At 65.2% G+C, this 22,483-nt stretch carries 20 protein-coding genes; 7 read left to right on the plus strand and 13 right to left on the minus strand.

The window, feature by feature from the left end; all coding sequences use genetic code 11:
* Nucleotides 1-30: 30 nt before the first annotated feature.
* The 3 genes from C41B8_RS01385 to aptA form a co-directional block, all read right to left on the minus strand.
* A complete protein-coding gene (locus C41B8_RS01385; protein ID WP_037332966.1) occupies nucleotides 31-1,524 on the minus strand; it encodes a CoA-acylating methylmalonate-semialdehyde dehydrogenase in 1,494 nt (497 codons plus the stop codon).
* A gap of 22 nt (nucleotides 1,525-1,546) precedes the next feature.
* Complete coding sequence (gene ald, locus C41B8_RS01390; RefSeq protein ID WP_037332968.1) at nucleotides 1,547-2,665, minus strand: alanine dehydrogenase; 1,119 nt, start codon at nucleotides 2,663-2,665, stop codon at nucleotides 1,547-1,549.
* A gap of 130 nt (nucleotides 2,666-2,795) precedes the next feature.
* Nucleotides 2,796-4,118 carry an omega-aminotransferase AptA gene (gene aptA, locus C41B8_RS01395; protein ID WP_037332970.1) on the minus strand — a complete coding sequence of 441 codons (1,323 nt, stop codon included), beginning with the start codon at nucleotides 4,116-4,118 and terminating at the stop codon, nucleotides 2,796-2,798.
* Between the two features lie 111 nt (nucleotides 4,119-4,229).
* Here aptA and C41B8_RS01400 point away from each other — a divergent pair, with 111 nt between their 5' ends.
* The gene (locus C41B8_RS01400; protein ID WP_051882653.1) at nucleotides 4,230-5,168 is read left to right on the plus strand and encodes a LysR family transcriptional regulator; all 939 of its coding nucleotides are present in this window, start codon (nucleotides 4,230-4,232) and stop codon (nucleotides 5,166-5,168) included.
* A 467-nt stretch (nucleotides 5,169-5,635) separates the two neighbouring features.
* On the opposite strand, the gene glcF is transcribed toward C41B8_RS01400, so the two are convergent.
* The 4 genes from glcF to C41B8_RS01420 form a co-directional block, all read right to left on the minus strand.
* Nucleotides 5,636-6,889, minus strand: a complete 1,254-nt coding sequence (glcF, locus tag C41B8_RS01405) for a glycolate oxidase subunit GlcF (protein WP_037332972.1) — start codon at nucleotides 6,887-6,889, stop codon at nucleotides 5,636-5,638.
* A 2-nt stretch (nucleotides 6,890-6,891) separates the two neighbouring features.
* The gene (glcE, locus tag C41B8_RS01410; RefSeq protein WP_037332973.1) at nucleotides 6,892-7,980 is read right to left on the minus strand and encodes a glycolate oxidase subunit GlcE; all 1,089 of its coding nucleotides are present in this window, start codon (nucleotides 7,978-7,980) and stop codon (nucleotides 6,892-6,894) included.
* A gap of 2 nt (nucleotides 7,981-7,982) precedes the next feature.
* Complete coding sequence (locus C41B8_RS01415) at nucleotides 7,983-9,422, minus strand: FAD-linked oxidase C-terminal domain-containing protein (protein ID WP_415752815.1); 1,440 nt, start codon at nucleotides 9,420-9,422, stop codon at nucleotides 7,983-7,985.
* A gap of 437 nt (nucleotides 9,423-9,859) precedes the next feature.
* On the minus strand, nucleotides 9,860-10,531 hold the full coding sequence (locus C41B8_RS01420; protein ID WP_037332975.1) for a hypothetical protein: 672 nt from the start codon (nucleotides 10,529-10,531) through the stop codon (nucleotides 9,860-9,862).
* A gap of 252 nt (nucleotides 10,532-10,783) precedes the next feature.
* Between C41B8_RS01420 and C41B8_RS01425 the strand changes: the two genes are divergently transcribed.
* Complete coding sequence (locus C41B8_RS01425) at nucleotides 10,784-11,278, plus strand: YciE/YciF ferroxidase family protein (RefSeq protein ID WP_037332977.1); 495 nt, start codon at nucleotides 10,784-10,786, stop codon at nucleotides 11,276-11,278.
* Between the two features lie 55 nt (nucleotides 11,279-11,333).
* On the opposite strand, the gene C41B8_RS01430 is transcribed toward C41B8_RS01425, so the two are convergent.
* Entirely contained in the window at nucleotides 11,334-12,188 is an 855-nt protein-coding gene (locus C41B8_RS01430; protein ID WP_037332979.1) for an SDR family oxidoreductase, read from the minus strand.
* Nucleotides 12,189-12,235: 47 nt separating this feature from the next.
* On the minus strand, nucleotides 12,236-13,063 hold the full coding sequence (locus C41B8_RS01435; protein ID WP_051882655.1) for an OBAP family protein: 828 nt from the start codon (nucleotides 13,061-13,063) through the stop codon (nucleotides 12,236-12,238).
* 225 nt (nucleotides 13,064-13,288) lie between these two features.
* Between C41B8_RS01435 and C41B8_RS01440 the strand changes: the two genes are divergently transcribed.
* A complete protein-coding gene (locus C41B8_RS01440; protein ID WP_037332981.1) occupies nucleotides 13,289-13,675 on the plus strand; it encodes a DUF2267 domain-containing protein in 387 nt (128 codons plus the stop codon).
* A 108-nt stretch (nucleotides 13,676-13,783) separates the two neighbouring features.
* Here the strand turns inward: C41B8_RS01440 and C41B8_RS01445 are convergent, their stop codons facing one another.
* A complete protein-coding gene (locus C41B8_RS01445; RefSeq protein ID WP_051882656.1) occupies nucleotides 13,784-14,167 on the minus strand; it encodes a response regulator in 384 nt (127 codons plus the stop codon).
* A gap of 67 nt (nucleotides 14,168-14,234) precedes the next feature.
* A complete protein-coding gene (locus C41B8_RS01450) occupies nucleotides 14,235-15,506 on the minus strand; it encodes an NAD(P)/FAD-dependent oxidoreductase (protein WP_037332983.1) in 1,272 nt (423 codons plus the stop codon).
* Between the two features lie 253 nt (nucleotides 15,507-15,759).
* Here C41B8_RS01450 and C41B8_RS01455 point away from each other — a divergent pair, with 253 nt between their 5' ends.
* From C41B8_RS01455 to C41B8_RS01465, 3 genes are read left to right on the plus strand one after another with little or no spacing between them, the layout of a single operon-like run.
* Nucleotides 15,760-16,926, plus strand: a complete 1,167-nt coding sequence (locus C41B8_RS01455; protein WP_037332985.1) for a zinc-dependent alcohol dehydrogenase — start codon at nucleotides 15,760-15,762, stop codon at nucleotides 16,924-16,926.
* A 38-nt stretch (nucleotides 16,927-16,964) separates the two neighbouring features.
* Nucleotides 16,965-17,174 (plus strand): hypothetical protein, encoded by a 210-nt coding sequence (locus C41B8_RS01460; RefSeq protein ID WP_037332987.1) that lies wholly within the window; start codon nucleotides 16,965-16,967, stop codon nucleotides 17,172-17,174.
* Nucleotides 17,175-17,229: 55 nt separating this feature from the next.
* Nucleotides 17,230-18,408 carry a glycosyltransferase gene (locus C41B8_RS01465; protein WP_084188364.1) on the plus strand — a complete coding sequence of 393 codons (1,179 nt, stop codon included), beginning with the start codon at nucleotides 17,230-17,232 and terminating at the stop codon, nucleotides 18,406-18,408.
* Here the strand turns inward: C41B8_RS01465 and C41B8_RS01470 are convergent.
* Complete coding sequence (locus C41B8_RS01470) at nucleotides 18,405-19,280, minus strand: glycosyltransferase family 2 protein (protein WP_084188365.1); 876 nt, start codon at nucleotides 19,278-19,280, stop codon at nucleotides 18,405-18,407. The two genes, C41B8_RS01465 and C41B8_RS01470, sit on opposite strands and share 4 nt — an antisense overlap.
* Entirely contained in the window at nucleotides 19,277-21,340 is a 2,064-nt protein-coding gene (locus C41B8_RS01475; RefSeq protein WP_037332989.1) for an HAD-IIB family hydrolase, read from the minus strand. The genes C41B8_RS01470 and C41B8_RS01475 overlap by 4 nt, the downstream gene beginning before the upstream one ends.
* A gap of 24 nt (nucleotides 21,341-21,364) precedes the next feature.
* Here C41B8_RS01475 and C41B8_RS01480 point away from each other — a divergent pair, with 24 nt between their 5' ends.
* A complete protein-coding gene (locus C41B8_RS01480; protein WP_037332992.1) occupies nucleotides 21,365-22,429 on the plus strand; it encodes a glycosyltransferase family 4 protein in 1,065 nt (354 codons plus the stop codon).
* The last annotated feature ends 54 nt before the right edge of the window (nucleotides 22,430-22,483 follow it).

The following is a 22,483-nucleotide window of genomic DNA, read 5'->3' on the forward strand; positions in this document are numbered from 1 at the left end:
CGCGATTCAGGCTCGCTTTACGGGCCGGCGTCAGTGCGTCGGCATCGCAAACGCGTTGGCGTCGTCCGGGGCATCCGGCCAGCGCTGGGTCACGGTCTTGAGCTGGGTGTAGAAGCGCACGCCGTCCGGGCCGTGGGCATGCAGCACGCCAAAGCGCGAGCGCTTCCAGCCGCCGAAGGAATGGAACGCCATCGGCACGGGAATGGCCACGTTCACGCCGACCATGCCGACGCGGATGCGCTCGTGGAACTTGCGCGCCGCGCCGCCGTGGTTGGTGAAGATGGCCACGCCGTTGGCGAACTCGTGCGCGTTGACCAGTTCGATGGCCTCGTCCAGCGAGTTCTGGCGTACCACCGACAGCACCGGGCCGAAGATCTCTTCTTTATAGATCCGCATGTCCGGCGTGACGTGGTCGAACAGGCAGCCGCCGAGATAATAGCCGTCCGGATTGTCACTCGACTTGAAGCCGCGGCCGTCCACGACCAGTTGGGCGCCTTCTTCTACACCGAGGTCGACATAGCCGTGGACCTTGTCGCGGTGTTCAGCGCTGACCAGCGGGCCCATCTGCGGCTCCGGATCGGCCAGACCGTCACCTACGGTCAGTGAGGCCAGACGTTTTTCGATCGCGGCCACCAGACGATCGGCGGTTTCCTCGCCGACCGGCACCGCCACCGAGACCGCCATGCAGCGCTCGCCGGCCGAGCCGTAGGCCGCGCCCATCAGGCCGTCGACCACCGCGTCCATATTGGCGTCCGGCAGCACGATGACGTGGTTCTTGGCCCCGCCGAGCGCCTGTACGCGCTTGCCGTTGGCCGCGCCGCGGGCATAGATGGATTCGGCGATCGGCGTGGAGCCGACGAAGCTGAGCGCGGTCACGCGTTCGTCGTCGATGAGCGTATCGACCGCTTCCTTGTCACCGTTGACCACGTTAAACACGCCGTCGGGCAGACCAGCCTCGGTGAGCAGCTCGGCGAGACGCAGTGCCGTAGCCGGATCTTTTTCCGAGGGCTTCAGGATGAACGTATTGCCGCAGGCCAGCGCGATGGGGAACATCCACATCGGCACCATCGCCGGGAAGTTGAAGGGCGTGATGCCGGCGACCACGCCGACCGGCTGGCGCAGCGAGAAGGAATCCACGCCGGTGCCGACGTTGAGGCTGTGCTCGCCCTTGAGCAGTTCCGGGGCGCCGCAGGCGTACTCGACGACTTCCATGCCGCGCACGACTTCGCCCTTGGCATCCGAAAATACTTTGCCGTGTTCGCGGGTGATCAGCGCGGCCAGCTCGTCGATATGCTCGTCGAGCAGTTGCTTGAAGCGAAACAGTACCCGCGCCCGGCGCACGGGCGTGGTCGCCGCCCAACCGGGCAGCGCGGCTTCGGCGGCCGCAATGGCTTCATTCACCTGGGCTGCGTCCGCCAGCGGCAGATCGCCGAGGGCTTCGCCGGTGGCCGGGTTGTGTACGGGCAGCGTGCGCCCGCCTTCCGGGGTCACGAGCGTTCCGTTGATCCAATGGCCGTAGCTCATGGCAGTCTCCTTGATCCGTTGATTAACTGGCCAGCGCGTCGGCAGCCGGCACGTAGGTATGGCCGAGATTGCTCGCCACTGCTTCGTGCGTCACCTGGCCCTTGTGCACGTTCAGGCCGGCGGCCAGATGCGAGTTGTCGGTCAGTGCCTGCTTATAACCTTTGTCGGCCAGTTGCAGCACGTAAGGCAGCGTGGCGTTGGTCAACGCAAAGGTCGAGGTCCGTGCGACACAGCCCGGCATGTTGGTCACGCAATAATGCACGACGCCGTCGACCGTGTAGGTCGGCTCGGCGTGGCTGGTGGGCCGGCTGGTCTCGAAGCAACCGCCCTGGTCGATCGCTACGTCCACGACGGCGCTGCCCGGGCGCATGCCGGCAATCATCTCGCGGGTGACGAGCTTGGGCGCGGCCGCGCCCGGCAACAGCACCGCCCCGATCACCAGATCGGCCTCGGTGACCGCGCTTTCGAGATTCTCGGTGTTGGAATACAGCGTGGTCAGGCGGCTGCCGTAGAGTTCGTCGAGCTCGCGCAGCCGGTCGATGGACTTGTCGACCACGGTCACATGGGCACCGAGGCCGACCGCCATGCGCAGCGCGTTGGTGCCGACCACCCCGCCGCCGATCACCGTCACCTTGGCCGGTGGCACGCCGGGCACGCCGCCCAGCAGCACGCCCGCGCCGCCGGTCACGTTCTCCAGCGCGGCGGCACCCGCCTGCACCGACAAACGACCGGCGACTTCGCTCATCGGCGACAGCAGCGGCAGGCCGCCGTTGGCGCCGGTGACCGTTTCGTAGGCAATGGCGACACAGCCGGAATCGATCAGGCCCTGGGTCTGCTCGGCGTCGGGCGCCAGATGCAGATAAGTGAACAACAGCTGGTCGGCACGCAGGCGCTTGTACTCGACCGACTGCGGTTCCTTGACCTTGACGATCATTTCGGCGGCGTCGAATACGGCCTCGGCCGAGTCCAGAATCTCGGCGCCCTGCGCCGTGTAGGCCTCGTCGGCGAAGCCCGCGGCCGAGCCGGCGTTGGTTTCCACGAACACGCGATGGCCGTGGGCGACGAGTTCGCGCGCGCCGGCCGGGGTCAGACCGACCCGCGCCTCGGCGGCCTTGATTTCCTTGGGTACACCTACTTGCATGCTGGGTTCTTCCTTGCAGGCAGCCGCCGCGACGACCGTGTCGGCGGCAATGAAACGCGACCACGCCCTACCCTGCCATCGCCGATCACGATGGCAGGTCAGGATGATCGTAGCGGGTTAAGCGTGCGTGTCAGTCGACGCTGCGGATCGCGGCGTCGAGCACCTCGCACATGAAATCGATATCGCGGCGCTCGGCGATGAAGGGCGGGCCGAGCTGGACCGTATTGCCGCCAAAGCGCAGATACATACCACGATCCCAGGCCGCTTGGGCGATCTTCCACGGCCGGTAGGTCGGGTCCTCGCCGGCAGTTTCGATCTCCAGCGCGCCGGCCAGACCGAGATTGCGGATATCCACGATATGCGGCGCGCCGCGCAACGCGTGCAGTTGGTCTTCGAAATACGGCGCCAGTTCGGCCGCGCGCTCGACCATGCGATCGTTTTCGTAGATATCCATGGCCGCGAGACCGGCCGCGCAGGCCAGCGGATGCGCCGAATAGGTATAGCCGTGGGCCAGCTCGACCGCGTGGTGCGGCCGCTCGGTATCCATGAACGTGTCGTAGATCGCGTCGCTGGTCACGACCGCGCCCATCGGCACCGCGCCATTGGTCAGGTTCTTGGCCAGCGTCATGATGTCCGGCGTCACGCCGAACAACTCGGCACCGAAGCTGGCGCCGACCCGGCCGAAACCGTTGAGCACTTCGTCGAAGATCAGCAGGATATCGTGACGATCGCAGATCTCGCGCAGCCGCTTGAGATAGCCGGCCGGCGGCACGATCACACCGGCCGAACCGCTCATCGGCTCGACCATCACCGCCGCCACCGTATCCGCGCCGTGTTCGAGAATACGCTGCTCGAGAACATCGGCCACCTCGGCGCCGTGCTCGGGCACGCCGCGGGTGAAGCGATTGCTCTCGATCAGCGTATGCGGCAGGTGCTCGGTGGTCAGCATGTCGCCGAAGAACGCCTTGTTGCCGGGGATGCCGCCCATGCCGGTGCCGCCGACGTTAACCCCGTGATAACCCTTCTCGCGACCGATCAGCCGCGCTTTTTCCGGACGGCCACGGTGCGCCCAGTAGGCGCGGGCGATCTTGATCGCGGTATCGGCCGATTCGGAGCCCGAGTTGGTGAAGAACACATGTTCGAGCCCGGCCGGCACGATGTTCTTGACCCGCTCGGCCAGTTCGAAGGCCATCGGATGGGCGTACTGGAACGGCGGCACGTAATCGAGCGTTTTGGCCGTCTTGGCAATCGCCTCGGCGATCTCGGGCCGGCCATGGCCGAAGCTCGCGCACCAAAGCCCGGACAGACTGTCGAACACCTGGCGACCGTCGGCGTCGGTGTAATGACAGTCCTTGGCGGCCACCATCAGTTTCGGGTTGGCCTTGAACTGACGGTTGCCGGAAAACGGCATCCAGTAGCTATCGAAATCCAGCGTTTGTGCAATGTCAGCCATGACGAGCTCCGGTCGACGAACGATGACTGAGACTAGGCCGATTCGATACGTGATTAAATATGGAAGTTTTTTAATTCACGTTATATTCCATTAAAGCATGTGGAGTCCGTCATGAAACGCGGCGTCGAACGGCTTGGCCAGATCAGCGATATCGACCTGCGGCTGCTGCGTGTCTTTCGGGCGGTGGTGGACGCGGCCGGTTTTACCCCGGCGGCGGCCCTCTTGGGCATCAGCCGTTCGGCCGTTTCCATCCATATGGGCGAGCTGGAAACACGGCTCGGTTTCACGCTCTGCCAGCGCGGGCGCTCGGGGTTCGTGCTCACCGCCGAGGGCGAGGCCGTCGACCAGGCCGCGCGGCGCTTGATCGCGCATCTGCAGAGTTTTCGCAACGAGGTGAACGCGCTGCACCACGAGCTCCGCGGCGAACTTAATATCGGCATCACCGACAACCTGGTCACCCTGCCGGAGATGCGGATCACCGACGCGCTCGCCGCGCTCAAGGATCGCGGCCCGGCGGTGCATACCAATATCCACATGATGCCGCCGGGCCATATTGAAACCGCGGTACTCGACGGGCGCCTGCATGTCGGCGTCACCCCGGCCCTGTCGCGGCTTGCCGCCCTGGATTACATCGCGCTGTACACCGAGCAGACGCTGCTCTATGCCGCGGTCAGCCATCCGCTCGCCAGCACAGAGGCACCGACAGTGGCCGCGATTGAAGCCGCCGATGCCGTACTGCCGGCCTACCCGCTATCCGACGAGGCCCAGGCGGTGGTCGACCGTCTCAACCACACGGCCACGGCCAGCGAACGCGAAGGTATTGCGTTTCTCGTACTCACCGGGCGCTATATCGGTCTGTTGCCCGAACACTATGCCCAGCGCTGGGTCGATGCCGGCCGGCTGGTTGCCCTGCGGCCGGACATCTTCAGCTATGCCATCGATTACCACACGATCACCCGCAGCGGCCGACGCCCGAATCGCGTACTCGATACGTTTCTGGACCGCCTCGTGTCCGGGCCGATGGGGACTCACGCGAGTCGCCAGAAGTGACCGCGTCGTCCACGATCTACGCGTCGAAGCCGAAGACGTTTGACCCGCAGATTTCGTAGATGACACAGCTTCTTTAAAGCAGTGATAGAAACCCGCATTCGCGGCTTCCGCACCGTTACCGCGCCCACGCGTCACGACAAGACAACGACACGCTCTCCATCTGCAATCTGCGCCATCTGCAAAATCTGCGGATAAACAAGGAACGCAGCCGCCCGGCTCAAGCCGTTGCCGATCGCGCCAGCCATCGACATCGCCGGGCTTTATCTAGGTCACGATCCCAAGCCACAAGCGGTTTGATCCGCAGATGACGCGGCTTTTCAAGCTATGCAAGAAAGTCGCGTTCGCGGCTCTCTCACAGCTACCGCGCCCGTCCATGCATCACAAGAAGAGAATGACAACAATCCAGTCTTCTTCAATCTGCGCCATCTGCGAAATCTGCGGATAAACAAGGATCGCAGGCGCCTAGCTCAAGCGGCCGCTGCTCGCACCGGTTTAAGCGCTTCGGGCTCCAGCAATTCGATCCAGTGTCGCACCGGCACGCCGGCCGCGGCTTCCAGATGCAACTGGCACCCCACGTTGGCGGTAACGATCACCTCGGGGTTGTCGGCGCCCAGTGACGAGAGTTTGTCGGCCCGCAGCTGGTTGGCGATCTCCGGCTGGAGGATCGAATACGAGCCGGCTGAACCGCAGCATAGATGCGCGTTGGAAACATGCGTGAGCTTGTAACCGGCGCCGGCGAGAATCACGCCGATCTTGTCGTGCAGGCCGGGCGCATTCTGCAGCGTGCACGGCGGGTGATAGGCTACACGCCGGCCGCCGCCGATATCGGCGAGTGCGGACAGGTCTTCGTCGGCCAGAATATCGCTGAGATCGCGAGCCAGTTCGGAGACGCGCGCTGCTTTTTCGGCATAGGCCGGGTCGTTGCGCAGCATGTACCCGTACTCGGTGATCGACGCGCCGCAGCCGCTGGCGGTGATCACGATCGCTTCCGCCCCCTGCTCGATGTACGGCCACCAGGCATCGATATTGGCGCGTGCGAAGTCATGGGCTTCGGCGCGATGCGACAGATGCTGCGACAACGCGCCGCAGCAGCCCGCCCCGCTGGCCGCGACCAGTCGGATACCCAGCTGGTCCAGGATGCGCGCCGCGTGAGCATTGGTATTCGGCGTCGCGACCGGCTGCACGCAGCCGTCGTGTACGAGCATCAGGCGCGAGCGCTCGCTCGCTTGTGGCCAGTCGACGCGGGGGCGGCGCGGCGGCAGTTTCTGGCGCAGCGGTGCGAGCCGCCCGACCAGAAACGGGCGGGCGATCTGGCCCAGCGCATGGACTACTGCAAACCGACGCCGATAGGCGACGACGTGGCGCAACAACCAGCGCAGCCAGCGCTCCCGCGCCGGCCGCTCGACCTGGCGATCTACCAGATCGCGGCCGATATCGGCCAGCTTGGCGTACTCCACGCCCGACGGACAGGTGGTTTCGCAGGCGCGGCAGGTCAGACAGCGATCCAGATGGTACTGGGTCTTCTCGGTCGGTGTTTCGCCTTCGAGCACCTGCTTGATCAGATAGATCCGCCCGCGCGGGCCGTCTCGCTCGTCGCCCAGCAGTTGGTAGGTCGGACAGGTCGCGGTACAGAAGCCGCAATGGGTACAGGCACGCAGGATACGATCGGCCTCGCGGCCGTCCTCGGTGTCACGCAGGGCGTCGATGATCGAGGTCTGCATGGCTAGAACTCCGGGTCGATCCGGCCCGGGTTGAGAATACCCGCCGGATCCATCGAGTGTTTGAGGCGTTGCGAGAGCTGGCGCAGCGCCGCCGGCATGGGGTGCTGGCGCGGCCGGATCGGCTCGCCCGCCGCGTCCCGATACACGCTCGCATGCCCGCCATGCGCCGCGACCGCCGCGCGAATCGATTCGGGCGATTCGTCCGAAACCAGCCAGCGCTGGGCCCCGCCCCAGTCGAGCGCGGTTTCGCCGTGAAGATCGAGCGTTGGCGTGGCCGGCGCCACGGACAGGCGCCACAGCGGCGCGTCGCCGCGCGTGAAAAAGTCGCGACGATGCTCGCGTACGTCGGCCCAGAATAGGGCATCGTCCGCCAGCGTTTCGCCGCCGAGCGTCTCCATCGCCGCGCTGACCGAGGATTCAGCGCCCGAGAGGCGCAGATAAGCGCGGCCGTCTTCCCAGTAGGCCGCCGTGATCGGCCACGGCCGCAGCCCCCAGGCATTAAAGCGTTCGATGGCCGTCGCCGCATCGAATTCGAAGACGCGGGTGCGGCTGAAACGCGGCGCCGGCAGGACCTTGAGGCTGATCTCGGCCAGCACGCCCAGCGTGCCGTGGGCGCCGGCCATGAGCCGCGACAAGTCGTAGCCGGCCACGTTCTTCATGACCTCGCCGCCGAAACGCAGGACCTCGCCGCGGCCGTTGATGATCTTCGTACCGAGCACGAAATCACGGGCCGCTCCGGTATATGGCCGCCCCGGGCCGGAGATGCCGGTGGCGATAGTGCCGCCGAGCGTGGCGGTCTCGCCGTAGTGCGGGGGTTCGAAGGCGAGCCGCTGGCCTTCGGTATCCAGCGCGGCTTCGATCTCGGCCAGCAGGGTGCCGGCGCGGGCCGTCATCACCAGTTCGCCCGGGTCGTAGCTGACGACACCGCGGTACGCGGTGATATCGAGCTTTTCCGCGTTCGTGTCGGGCGGCGCCTCGCCGAGAAACGGCTTGCTACCACCGCCGGCGATCGTCAATGCGCGTCCCGCCTCGCAGGCATCCGCGACCTGGGCCGCCAGTCCGGCCAGCGTGGAATCGGTCGTCTCAGTCATGATTACAGGCGTTCCAGTTCCGGGTGCGGCAGCTGACCGTGATGGACATGCATGGCGCCGAATTCGGCACAGCGATGCAGCGTCGGCACGGCCTTGTCCGGATTGAGCAGCGTCTTCGCATCGAACGCAGCCTTCACCGCATGGAACTGGGTGAGTTCAGCGGAGGGGAACTGCACGCACATCTGGTCGATCTTCTCCACGCCCACGCCGTGCTCGCCGGTGATGGTGCCGCCGTATTCCAGACACAGCCGGCAGATCGCCCCGCCGAAAGCCTCGGTGTTTTCGAGTTCGCCGGGCTGGTTCGCATCGTAAAGAATCAACGGATGCAGATTGCCGTCGCCGGCATGAAAGACATTGGCGACACGCTGGCCGTACTGCTCGGACAGCTCGCCGATACCGATCAGCACGTCGGCCAGCGCCCGTCGCGGAATCGTGCCGTCCATGCAGTAATAGTCCGGCGAGATCCGCCCCATGGCCGGGAACGCGGCCTTGCGACCGGCCCAGAACAACGCGCGTTCGACGTCGTCGCGCGAGATACGGATATCGGTGGCACCGCTAGCCTCGACCACCTCGCGCACGCGGGCCATGTCGTCGGCCACCTCGCCTTCCGTGCCGTCGATTTCGCACAGCAGAATCGCGGCGGCATCGGTCGGATAACCGGCGTGCACGAATTCCTCGGTCGCCAGGATCGCCGGATGGTCGAGCATCTCCAGCCCCGCGGGCACGATGCCGGCCTTGATGATCTCGGCGACCGCATTACCGGCCTTGCGGACGTCGTCGAAGGCAATCAGCGCGCACTGGGCCAGCTCCGGCTTGGGCAGCAGCTTGACCACCACCTCGACGATGACGCCGAGCAGGCCCTCCGAGCCGGTCATCAGCGCCAGCAGATCGTAGCCCGGCGAATCCAGCGCGGGGCTGCCGATGGTCAGCCGCTCGCCTTCGATGGTCACGATCTCGATCTGGACGATGTTGTTGGTGGTCAGCCCGTATTTCAGACAGTGCACGCCGCCCGAGTTCTCGGCCACGTTGCCGCCGATCGAGCAGGCGATCTGCGAGGAAGGGTCGGGCGCGTAGTACAACCCGAGATGGTCCACCGCCTGCGAAATCGCCAGGTTGCGTACGCCCGGCTGCACCGTCGCGCGCCGGTTCGCGGTGTCGATATCGAGAATACGATTGAACTTCGCCAGCGACAGCAGCACGCCGGATTCCAGCGGCAACGCGCCGCCCGACAACCCGGTACCGGCCCCGCGGGCCACCACCGGCGTGTCATGGGCATGGCAGATACGCAGCACGGCCTGGACCTGCTCGATGGTCGACGGCAACACCGCCAGCATCGGCAGGCGCCGATAAGCCGACAGGCCGTCGCATTCGAACGGCCGCAGATCCTCTTCGGCATGCAGCACGATCTCTTCAGGCAGCTCGGCGGTCAGCGCCGCCCGCATCCGCGCCTTGGCATCGTTCTCGGGCGCGGGCGCACCTGCCCCGGCTGCGTGCGCAGCGGGCAGTTCCGACATGATCTCCTCCATTGACCGTGATCCGCCGCTCGGCGGTGGGCCTTTGTACCGCGGACGGCGATAACCGCCGGGTCTTTGTTTTTCGACTATACGCCCGGCATGAAGCGGGTCAAGCGCTGGCCGGATCGCCCGCGAGGAGGCCGGTACAAGCCTCGCTTGCCTCCGCCAGGGGCAGTGCCGCGCCGGCATTCACCCCGCTAGTCCGGCCCGGCGCCACCACGAAAAAGCGCGGTTGTCGCTCGCCGCCCGCGCCAAATCGCGACGAGCCGATCTTTTCGAGATGATATTGGTACGGAGGTCGGTATGGCGCTCTCCGCGACCAACGTGCGGGGCTTTTACACGCCCCGCTATGAGACCGGCCTCTGTCAGCGGCTCGGCTGTCCGGCCTCACCGCGGGCGGCGTTCTGAACCTGCTCGCTCAGCCAGCGCTCCATTTTGCGACGCGCACGGCGATTGGTCAGCCGGCGGCTGTAGATCGAATCCGGCCGGAGCCGGTCGCTGTTCTCGCCGTGGACAACGAACTTACGTTGCACGCCGATCGCTTCGCCGGACGGCCCGTAATTACAGATCACGGTCAGCTTGAAGTTGCGCACACCCATGCGCTTGACTGGGTTTTCGTCGCCGTCGATCAGGTCGTGCTGCTGGCCTGACTGGCGCAACAACGTCTGGAACGTGCCCAGATTCATGTACGAGCCGGTGTTCAACGGCCCCTGGCGGGTGATTTCCTGCGGATCGTTTTTGGCATTCCAAGGTTCAGCGTCATCAAAATCGGTGACCGAATCGCGAAATTTGCGCCCGTCCTCCAACTTCAGGCTGAGCACCACGCACTGGATGTAAACCGGCTCGTGGCTCATGTTGCTGACGATCGCCACCGAATTGATCTGTTCGCCCCAGCCCTGATTGATCAGAATCCGGGCCTGGCGCTGCCGCTTGAACGCCTGGTACAGCAGGTGGGCATAAAACACCCACACCACCATCGTGCCGAAACTGGCAACTACGGACAGCGCCTTGGCGTTGGCCGTAAAAAACTCCCACATGATTTCGCTCCTGTGTTTGCGGGCGACAGAGCATGGGGCTCGATCTATGGCGGGACCATCGGTTCAACACGGCAGATCGCCTGGGAACATCCCGTATTGAGGCCGCAGCGCGGGTCGTTACGCCGCGTTCATACCCGTGAATATCGAAACGAACGGGGCCCGGATCACCTACAGGATCGCCCGCATGTCGTGGCTTCCACAGGGCTGAAACCATGGCCGCTCATCCGAACATGCCATCCGGAGAAAACGCCCATGCCATCCACCACTCTCAAGGATCTCTATGTTGCGTCGTTGCAGAAGATGTACACCGGCGAGAACGAGATTCTCGATGCCCTGCCGGGCATGATCGAAACAACCGAAAACGCCGGTCTGCAACAGGCGTTTCAGGATCACCGCGATGAAACCGCCAACCACGTCAAACGCCTCGAGGATTTGCTCAACGGCGTGAACGCGGACCTGGGCGACGCCGAGGCCCGCGGTATCGCCGGCCTGATCGCCGAAGGCGAAGACACGATCGGCTCCAACGCGTCGATCGAGGTCAAGGAAGCCGCCATGGTGGCGGTCGCGCAACAGATCGAGCATCTGGAAATCGCGGCCTACGGCACGCTGTGCACCTATGCCGAAATGCTCGGGCGCGGCGAGGACTTCAACCAGCTACAGCAGACACTCGACGAAGAGCGCCACACCGATTCGAAGCTCAACGAACTGGCCAAGGAAATCATCAACGGGCAGGCCCGCGGCGACTGACGCCGGAGCCGGCCGACTGCTCGTTCGGCCGGCTCTTTTCATGACGGCGCCGGGTCTAGGTATTGAGGATTACCCCGCCGTTGAGGTGCAGCGTCTGCCCCGTCATGTACGACGATTCGTTGCAGGCGAGATAGACATAGGCCGGTGCGATCTCGCTGGGCTGTGCGGCCCGGTCCATCGGCACCTGGCCGCCGAAGTGCGCCGTCTTTTCGGCATCGAAGCTGGCCGGAATCAGCGGCGTCCAGACCGGCCCGGGTGCGACCGCGTTCACGCGGATGCCGTCGTCGACCAGATCCTGAGCAAGCGAGCGCACCAGGCCCTGAATGGCGCCCTTGGTGGCCGAGTAGTCGATCAGCGTGTCGTTGCCCTTGAACGCATTCACCGAGGACGTGGCGATGATCACGTCGCCCTCGCCCAGGTAAGGACGTGCCGCGCGACTCATATAGAAATGGCTGAAGATATTGGTTGCGAACGTGCGATGCAGCTGCTGATCGCTGATCCGGGTAATGTCCCGCCAGTCGTACTGCTCGGCCGCGTTGTTAACCAGAATATCGAGACCGTCCCATAGGTCGCTGGCGCGCTCGATGACCTCTTCGCAGAAACTCGAATCGCCGACATCGCCGGCCATCTTCTCGCAGCGGCCGCCGTATTGTTCGACCAGTCGTACGGTCTCGTCGGCATCGGCATGCTCGTCGAGATAGACGATCAGCACCCGTGCACCCTCGGCAGCGAAATGCACGGCGACGGCCCGGCCAATGCCGGAATCCCCGCCGGTGATGACCGCTCGCTTGCCTTCGAGTTTGCCGGCCGGACGGTAATCGCTGCGGATAAACTCCGGCTCGGGCTGCATGGCGTGTTCGTCACCCGGCTGTTCGGACTGGCTCTGTTCGGGAAAATGCTTTTCGCTCATGGCATTAGCTCTCGAAGAAGAAAATTGATCGACGAATGCAAGAGGCCCTAATCGTGTTGGCTGGTGTCGTCGGTGCGATGAAACGCACAGCTGTGCAGTGCCGTCTGCACGCTCTGTCCGCTTTGCCAGCAGTTGGCCTGCGGATGGACGTGCGGCATGGGAATATCCGCCCGGTTCGCGCGGCGCTCGTCGGAATCCACGCCCAGGCGACGATCGCGCTCGGCCAATTTCTCGCGATCGATCTGTCCGTCCTCGGTGAAGGCCATCATCAGCTGCGGCACGCCATACGGAAAATCGTCGCGATCGACCTGCCAGGTATGAAACGTCTTGCCGTAGGTGGTCACCAGATCCTCGAAATAGGCGTGTTCGGCCATTTCGGGGATTCCGGGCGCGACCAGCTGGCCGGATTTGATCTCGTAGTGATGGCTGTGCCATAGCCGCTTTTCATCGTCCGGCAGCCGGGCATAGCGTTCGGCGCTGATGATGTATTCGATACCGATCAAGCGCGCGTCGGCGGCGTTCGAATCGAAGATCACGCACTGATGCAGATCCGGCGCGAGATGCATGCAGAAATGACTGGCCTCGACCTGGCGCCCCATATCGTCGGCATACATATGAAAACCGTTGAGATAGGTGTTCATCGATTCCAGCGGAATCTTGCGCTGCGCCAGGGCGGCGGCCGTATCCAGCGCCTGATGCTTGGGCGGGTGGCCGCGTCCGCTGGGCACCGCACGGCTCAGGCGCCGTCCGAGCCAGAAACCGCCCGCGACCGCCAGGCCGGCGGCAAAGCCCAATGCGCCTTCGGCGGCGCCGGTGGGCAGCGAACGGCGCGAGCGCGGCCGAAGATCGAATCGAGACGGATCGAACCGGGACATGGCACTACCTCCGTTTGCGGGCGCGGCCCATCAATCGGCCGGCCGGTGATACGTCTGCCGAGTGTGGTTGGCTTCCCGGCGCCTCGTCTGTCCGGGTAAACCCCGACATGGCACACTCACTCGGGGGCGTCGTCCCGAGATAGGTAAATACCCGAATTTTCAGCAGCTTCGGGCTGCCCGAAGCTAGCCCCTGTTGATGTTGCGTGTTTTGATCGAGCCGTTGTAATGCAGACCGAAACCCTGACCGCAGCCGTTCACAACAGCTGCCCCGACCTCGACGCCCAGCGCGTGGCGCAATGCACGCTGATTACGCTGGATGCACTGGGCGAGCATCTGAGTACCGAGACCGGCGATCGGGTGGCCTCGGGGCTGCCGGACGACGCGGCCGGCGCATTGCGTTCCGGTTCGCGCCGAGCCGACACCACCGGCGAATCGGTCAAGATCGGCGTGTTTCTCGACAAGGTCCGCACGCGTACCGAACTGCCGCCGGAGCAGGCCGATTCGCTGACCTATGCGGTCGCAATCACGCTCGCTCACATGCTCGACGAATCGCGGGTGCAGTTACTGCGCGATCGGCTGCCCTCGGAACTCGACCGGCTGTTTCGCGACTAGGGCCGCAGCAACTCGCACGAGACGCCATCGCGCGCCGGCTCCCCTATTCAGCGCTCCGCTGCGGCCGCTCGGCGATGCCCCGCCGCGCGGTTACGGTATAGACCCGGTCTACTGCGGCCGATTACAAATCGTGGCCAGCTCGTCCAGCAGCCATTCCGGATCAAATGGTTTCTGAACAAATTCTACGTCCGGGGCGAGCTGTCGTGGCAAGCGATCGTCCACGAATTGGGTGCCGCTCATCAGGATGAGAGCTGGCGGACGATCGAGGGCGGCGACTCGCTCACAAAGCGTGGCACCGCTCATACCGGGTAATAGCCAGTCGACCAGAAGACAACGAAAACGTGGCGTTTCATCCGCGGCGATGAACGATTCCGCCGAATCGAAAAGCCGCACATCAAAACCGTCGCTACCCAATAACGCGGCCATTGACATGGCAAAACCGGCGTCATCATCGATCACCGCGATTCGGTATTGTCGAACGGTATCCGGCATGGCTACGGCTCGAAGGGAACTGATAGCACTTACGCGCGAGGCGTGAGTTTCGATGCACCGTGACACATTAGTGCACTTTCACCCGCGGCCCGCGCTGGGGCGAGAACAATTCCTTGAACATACGGGCGCTGCCCCGCACCCGTCCCAGCACTACCATCTCATGCTGGCGCTCCAGTCCACGATAGGCTGCCGCTGCCACCCGACCGCGGATTTGCAGATCGTGTCCCAACCCGCTGCGCAGACGTCCGACGGCGCCCGCGGCGCCCAACGACATCAGCGTGCCCTTGTGCCGATATTCGAAGGCGCGCGGCGCTTGACCCGCGCAATAACGCGGCAGCTCACGCGCCAGGTGGTTGGCCTGTTCGCTCGCGGCTTGTGCCGTCGGTGGCGCCTCCGATCCTTCCACCGCAGCGCAATCGCCGAGCGCGAAAATATCCCGGCGGTCGACGCTCTGTAGCGTCTTGCGAACCCGCCACTGACGCTTGTCGTTGGCTTGTAACGCATCGATTTCGTCGACGATCGGCGGTCCGACGCGCCCGGTCGCCCAAACCGTGAGCCGGGAGTCGAGCCGCGTACCCTCGTCGGTTTCGACATGATCGGCCGCGACGCGGCTGATTTGACAGCCGGTGCGAATGGTCACCCCGACATCCTCCAGCCGTTCGCGCACGGCGCGACGCTCGGTTTCGCCCATCGACGGCATGAATTCATCGACGGCTTCCACGAGAGTGACGCGTAGACGCGGCCGGGCGTCGCGCGGCGCCAACGCAGCGGGTTGCGCATCCGTCGCAAGATAGGCCGCCAGCTCGACCCCGGTCAGGCCGGTTCCCACGATCACGGTATCCATGGCGTCCCGGCACTCGCCGACCGTGGCATCGAGCGCGGCGAGGGACAGCCGGCTGAACAACGCCTCCGCATCTTCGGCGCGATCCAGCATGAACGCATGCTCGGTTACCCCGTCGACGCCCAGATCCGGCGTTACACCGCCGATGGCCAGTACGAGGACGTCGTACTCCAGCTCGCGCTCACCCACGACCCGATGGCCCTCACCGTCTTCCATGGCATCGAGCTCGATGCGACGCGCATCCGGCGCGATATCGCGCAGACTACCCTGCACGAATACGAAGCCCCAACGCTCGGCCAGACCGGCATATTCCATCTCGTCGACCATGCCGCGTCGGGCGCCGGCCGCCATCTCGTGTAGCCGGGGTTTCCAGATGTGGGTGGGCGACTGGTCGACCAGAAAAACCCCGATACCGGGTTGACCGGCCAGCCGCACGGCCAGCTCGAGGCCGCCGGCGCCGCCGCCGGCGATCACCACACGGGTCGAAGTTGAACTCATGATCTCTGTACCTCGCGGGTCGCAGATTCGCGTTTGCCGCCATGGTCGCGCAGGTCGGCGATCGAATTGATCCGGGAAAGCACATAGAACCTTCGGGCCGATCAGCTCCGGCCGCCGCGATGATCCGCGCCGCACGCACCACGACGCGCCCCCTCGTGATATCCCGTAGCGGCCCCGTCGGCCTGCCCTATGGTCAGCCTTTCCTGATCGGGCGGATGCTGGCTGCATCATTCGTTTCTGCTGGAATCACATCATGCGTGCACTGCGCTGGCACGGTACCCACGACGTCCGCGTCGACCAGATCGAAGACCCCGCGATCGAGGATCCACGGGACGCCATCATCAAGGTGAGCGCCACGGCGATCTGCGGCTCGGATCTGCATCTGTACAACGGCCTCATGCCCGGCATGCGCGCCGGCGACGTGCTGGGCCACGAGTTCATGGGCGAAGTGGTCGATACCGGCGCGGCGATCGACAATCTCGCCGTCGGCGATCGCGTGGTCGTGCCGTTCACCATTGCCTGCGGCGACTGCTTCTTCTGCAACGAGCGGCTGTATTCGCTGTGCGACCACTCCAACCCCAAGGCCGATCAGGCGGCCGAAGCCATGGGCCATTCACCCTCGGCGCTGTTCGGCTATTCGCATTTGCTCGGCGGCATCGCCGGCGGGCAGGCCGAATACGTCCGCGTGCCCTATGCCGACGTCGGGCCTCTGAAGGTCGAATCCGATTACTCGGACGAGCAGCTGCTGTTCCTGTCGGACATCTACCCCACCGGTTGGATGGCCGTCGATAATTGCGACATGCGTCCGGGCGACACGGTCGCGATCTGGGGCTGCGGCCCGGTCTCGCTGTTCGCTATCCGCAGCGCGTGGATGATGGGCGCCGGCCGTGTGATTGCGATCGACCGCATACCCGAGCGCCTGGCGATGGCCGAGGAGAAAGCCGGGGCCGAGACCATCAACTTTGAAAAAGAAGATGTCTACGAACGCCTGCAGGAGATGACCCGGGGCCGCGGTCCGGATTGCTGTATCGATGGCGTGGGCGCCGAAGCGCACGGCGCCGGCGACCCGGAAGCGGTGCGGCGCGATCCGGACTCCGGGGAGCCCAATCACCCGGAAGCGATCAACGAAATGATCAAGAGCTGCCGCAAGGGCGGCCGTCTGTCGCTCCCCGGCGTTTATACCAGCCCGGTCGACGGCTTTGCGCTCAATGCGTTGATGAACAAGTCGCTATCGGTGAAAAGCGGGCAGACGCATATGCACGCCTACATGCCGGCGCTGCTCAACACGATCGAGCAGGGTCTGATCGACCCGTCGTTCATCATCACGCATCGCTACGGCCTGTCGCAGGCCGCCGATGCCTATGCCCAGTTCAACGCGAAGGAAGACGGCTGTGTGAAGGTCGTCATGACACCGGACTGATCGCCCCCATCCGAGAATGAACCACCAAGGAGCACATCATGGCTGAATGCGATTGCTGCGGTAACGAGTACGACGGGGCGTTCGAGCTCACCCAGGACGGCAAGACCTATACCTTCGACAGCTTTCAGTGCGCCATACAGCAGATGGCGCCGGTCTGCCCGAGCTGTCATTGCAAGGTGATCGGTCACGGCGTCGATCTGGGCGACCGAACCTATTGCTGCAACCATTGCGCCGGCCAGGCGTCATGATCCGCTGGCGGGCGGCCGCGAGGCCGCCCGCGTTCCCGTATTCGAGAGCCGTTACGTGACCCGACCCCTCTGTTTCTTTGTGCATCATCAAGGCCGTGGCCATGCGGCGCGTACGCGCGCCACGATCGCCGCGATGTCGGAACAACGACCGGTGAGCGTCGTGACCGCGGACCCGAGGCTGTTCGACGGCTTCGAGCGGGATATCGAGATCGTCGCCCTGCCGAACATGATCGGCGCCGCCGTGCCGACCGCCACTCTCTATGATCACGCCACCCCGGATACCTTGCACTGCGTGCCGCTGGGCGTGCGCGAGATGCGCGTGACGATGCGTCGGATAATCGATCATCTCGACGAGCGCGATGTCGGCCTGTTCGTGATCGATGTCTCGGCCGAACTCGCCCAGCTCGCCCGGATTGCGAGCGTACCGGCGGTCAAGATTCGAATGCACGGCCGCCGTGACGACCCCGGCCATCGGGCCGCCTATCAAGCCTGTACCGGCCTGCTGGCGCCGTTCGACGAAGCCCTGGAACAGCCCGAATACCCCGGCTGGGCGCGCGCCAAGACGTTCTATACCGGCGGCTTGTGCACCCACACCAGTGCCGTACCCGAGCGCGCCGACGCCCGGCGGCGGCTTGGCCTGCCGCTCGATCGCGAAATCGTCCTGGCCATGACCGGCGGCGGCGGCGCCGGCACGCCGTATGCCCCGCTCACGGTCGCCGCGCGGGCGGCGCCGCACGCCCTGTTCGTCACCGTGGGTCCGTTGCATCGCGAGGGCCACGAAACCGATTTTGCGAACCTCGTTAACCACGGCTGGATCGACAACGTCACCGACTATGTCGCCGCGGCGGATATCGTGATCGCATCGGCCGGCGACAATACCGTTACCGAGATCGCGCGCGTCGGCCGACCCTATATCTGCACGCCGGAATGGCGCTATTTCGACGAACAGACGGCCAAAGCCGAACGCCTGGCCGCGCTCGACGCGGCCTTGCATACGCCCCGGCTGCCGGGCGACAACGCCGGCTGGGTGAGCCTTCTCGAGCAGGCCCGGGCATTGTCCGTGGATCGCCTTCAGCGCCTGTACGATCCGGCCGCCGCCGTTAACGCGGCCGGCTGGCTCGAACGGCTGACCGATCGTCTCTGGCAAGACGCGGATACCGCGGAAGACTCACATACGGTCCGCCGTCTCCACGCCGCGGGCCCAAGAGCCGCGGCATCCCGGGCCGGCAGTTAGCCGAAACAGGCTTCGGGGCCAAGCCGTGCCGCGCGGATCTCTTCGGTCGTCGGGCGACGTCGTACGGCCAGCTCGTCGGCATCCGGCTGCCAGTCGATGAACCCGTCCTGTGCCAACAGGTCGAGCCAGTAGTCCATGCACCATTCGCCCCAGATCGTCCGATAGCGGCGTGCGTTGGCCACAATCGAATCGAAGTGGGCCAGCGGTGGTCGATGCACGGCGTGATGCTGATGCCACGCGCGGGCGTTGCCGACCCAGTAGGCCGGAATACCCGTAGCCGCGAGCCGCCGGGCATAATCGGTTTCTTCGCCGCCGTAGCCGATATAGCCCTCGTCCATGCCACCGGCCGCGAAATAGTCGGTCGCGTGGAGCGCGAACGACAGCCCCCACAGCTGGCCATGATCCGGCTCGTGGCGAATGCCGCCGCGGGGCACGGCGGGACGGGCCGGATGCACCACCGCGCGCTGATCCAGCCGTGGGCCATCCAGACGGCCCGCAGGGTCGAACACTACCGCCCCGGCCGGCAGATATCGGACCTCGCCCATATACAGCGCCGGCCCGCTCGCGAGCGCGCGTCGGTAACGATCGACGAGCGGACGGCTCGGAATACAGTCGACGTCGAGAAAGATCAGGCCGGGATGTGCGGCGACTGCCGCCGCTGCGTTGCGGGCCGCAGCCAACGGCAGCGCCTGGCCCGGCACATAGATATGACGTACCGGGAACCGGGTCGCCGGCAAGCGCGCATCCGCTTCGGGCTGCATCCAGGCGATGACCAGTTCGTCCGGCGGCGACTGCTGTTCATTCAAGCCGTGCATGAGGTTAATCAGATGCCGATGCCGTCCGCGCACCAGCGTTGCCACGCTAACCTTCATGACGCGCGCACGCCGGCACCAAGAAAATACTGCATGCCCTCGACCACACCGCGCCCGTGGCCGGCACGGGCGCGATAGGCGTGGGTCAGACCGGGATACGCGATCAGCTCCGCCTCGGCGTTGGCCACGATGATCGACTGCTGCGACAACCGCAGCATTTCGGCGTCGTTGCCGGAGTCACCCGCCACGATCACCTGCTCGGGCGGCAAGCCATAGCGATCTCGCAACCGCGCCACTGCCGCGCCCTTGGATACGCCCAGCGGCAACACATCCAGATAGCAGCCATGGCTGTGGATCACGGACGCCTTGAGCCCCTCGCGGCGCAGGCGCCGACGCACGGCGGTCGCGATCGCGGGATCGTCGCCGGTGAGATAGCTCAGTTTGAAGCGACGCTGTTCCAGCGGGCTCTGTGCCAGCACGCCCGGCACGTCGGCGACACAGGCCGCGATATCCGCACGCGGCCAATTCGCGGCGAGGCGATGCACCCATCCGTGATCGCGGCGATAGGTCGTGCCATCGTCGGCCAGATGATAGATCTCGCTGCCGACCGAAGTGATCAGACAGCGTGGCCGCCGTATGCCGGCCTGTTCGAGCACGTCCAGCGCGCTGTGGAAGCTGCGACCGGTGGCGATCGCGAGCACCACGTCGTCGTTTTCCGCCTGCCAGGCATTGAAACGCCGTACGCCGGTACGACAACCGACCAGCGTCCCGTCGATATCGCAAACCAACAGGCGCGCCCGGGGCGACACCGGCGCGGGTGCAGGCGCCGCGTCGAGATCGGCGAGCAGCGCATGATAGCGATTGGCATGTTCGTGCCAGTCGTAATCGAGCGCGGCACGGCGGCCGTTGCGCGACAACCGCCCCCAGCGTCGGCGATCGGCCAGCACGCGCTCGATCGCCGTAGCAAGGCCGTCGGTATCGTGCGGGGAGACCAACTCGCCGTTGTCGCAGTACGACACGATGTCGTTCGGCCCACCGCTGTCGGTGGCGACGACCGGTAGTCCGGCCGCGGCCGCTTCCAGCAAGGTCAGGCCGAACGGCTCGTTGAGCGCCGGATTGACGAATACGCCGCCGCGTTCCCGAGCCCAGGCGTAGATCGCCGGAATATCCTCGGCCCGATGCTGCTTGGGGTACGCGATGCGTCCGTGCAGATCGTATTCGTCGATGGCTTCGAACAAGGCACGCATGTTTTCGGCCAGTTCCGGTTCCAGATCGGCGAGCCGCTGGCGCGTACCGGCCACGATCACCAGATTGGCGCGTTCACGAAGCGTCGGCGACTGCCCGTAGGCCCGCACCAGCCCCAACAGATTTTTGCGTGCGACCGGCCGCGCGATCGCCAGGATGACGGGCTTGTCCGGTTCCGTCAGAAACCGCGCCAACAGCGCGTGGGCATCGTCGGCCGGGCGGGCATCACGAAATGCCGCGCTGTCGATACCGGGACGCACGATGCGGATGCGCCCCGGGTCATAGTTCTCGTAGTCCGCATACTGCAGTTCGGCTTCGTCGCGCGAACTGGCGAACACTAGGGCCGCCCGCGCCAGAGCGCCTTCTTCGTATTCGATCCGCCGCGCAAGGGCCGCCGGGTCCGAAGCGCCGCCGTGGGCCTGCTTCACCCGGCCGAGCGAATGCGCCGTGAATACGAAGGGGATCCCGTGGCACGCGTTGGCCCCGGCCGCCACTTCGGCGGCATCGGCATAGTGGGCATGGATGAAATCCGGCCGACGCGGTGCGCGGGCGATGTATGCATTGAGCGCGGCGGTCAGATCGTCCAGCTCGGTGTGCAGCGCTTCTTTGTCCAGATACTCCGGCTTGCCGGAGGCCAGGCGTATGAGTCGTGTCTTGGCATTGACGGTTTCCTCGGCGCGCCGGTAATCGTGCGCGCTGAAGGGCGCGTCGAAGGCGCGCGTGACGATATCGATGCGCTCGACCCGAGGATCGCTCGCCGAGGCCGAAACCAGTTGCATGAGGTACTGGATATGGCCGCCGGTATCCGAGGTGATGCCGTATTCCACGGTATTTGCCCGGAGGCAGCCCTGTAATGCGATGTGCATGATGTACATCGTCTACACCTGCCCGGAGACGGTATGTCCGCCCCTCGTCCACTGCGCATCGCCCAGGTCGCGCCCATGATCGAACCGGTGCCGCCGACCCGTGCCGGGGGCACTGAGCGCGTGGTCGCCGACCTCGGCCACGCGCTGGCCGGGCTCGGGCACGAGGTCACCCTGTTCGCGGCCAGCGACAGTACCGCGGCGCTGCCCCGTCACGGCGCCCATCCCAGTCTGTCGGCCCTGATTGCACAACACGGCGACGTGCCACCCGGTGTGCCCGGCGCGCTCGAGGCCGGGATGCTCGACGACTTGCGCGGTCGTCTCGACGCGTTCGACATCATCCATTGCCATACCGAATTCGCCCATGCCGCGCTTCTGGGCCCGGCCCGGAAGCGCAGCCTGACCACGCTGCACTGGCGGGCCGACCAGCTCGATCGACAACTGTTCTTCCAGCAGTTTCCGGACCTGCCGGTCGCCGCGATCTCGGCGCGCCAAGCGCGTGACGTCCCGGCGAGCAATCTGGCGGGCGTGGTCCACCACGGGCTCGATTCGGCCCGCTTTACGTTGGCCGGCGCGCCGGGGCGCGAGCTGGTATTCATTGGCCGGATGACCGACCAGAAGCGGCCGGATCGAGCAATCGAGATAGCGCGTCTCAGTCATAGACCGCTGAAACTAGCCGGCGGCATCGATCCCGGGAATCCGGATTATTTCCGGCGCGCTATAGAACAACACCTAGGCCCGACGATTAGCCATCTCGGCGCACTCGACGAGATGGCCAAGAATCGCCTGTTCGATGATGCGGCGGCGCTGTTGTTTCCGATCGACTGGCCCGAGCCGTTCGGCCTGGTCGTGATCGAAGCCATGGGCCGTGGCGTACCGGTCATCGCCTGGCCCAACGGCGCTGTGCCGGAGCTTGTCGAACATGGAATAACGGGCTTCATCGTGCAATCCGAGGCCGAGGCCGCCGATGCGGTCGCAGCCTGCGGCCAACTCGACCGGCACGTGATTCGCGAGCGTTTCCTGCAGCGCTTCACGGCCGAACGCATGGCACGCGATTATCTGACGATCTATCAGCGGCTGATCCGGAATGCGGGCCGTTAACCCCCGACCGACCTCGGGTTAGCCCGGATGCCCCGTGCCGGCGTTGCGGCTTAA

It is taken from the genome of Salinisphaera hydrothermalis C41B8, from assembly GCF_000732535.1.
Classification (GTDB): Bacteria; Pseudomonadota; Gammaproteobacteria; order Nevskiales; family Salinisphaeraceae; genus Salinisphaera; species Salinisphaera hydrothermalis.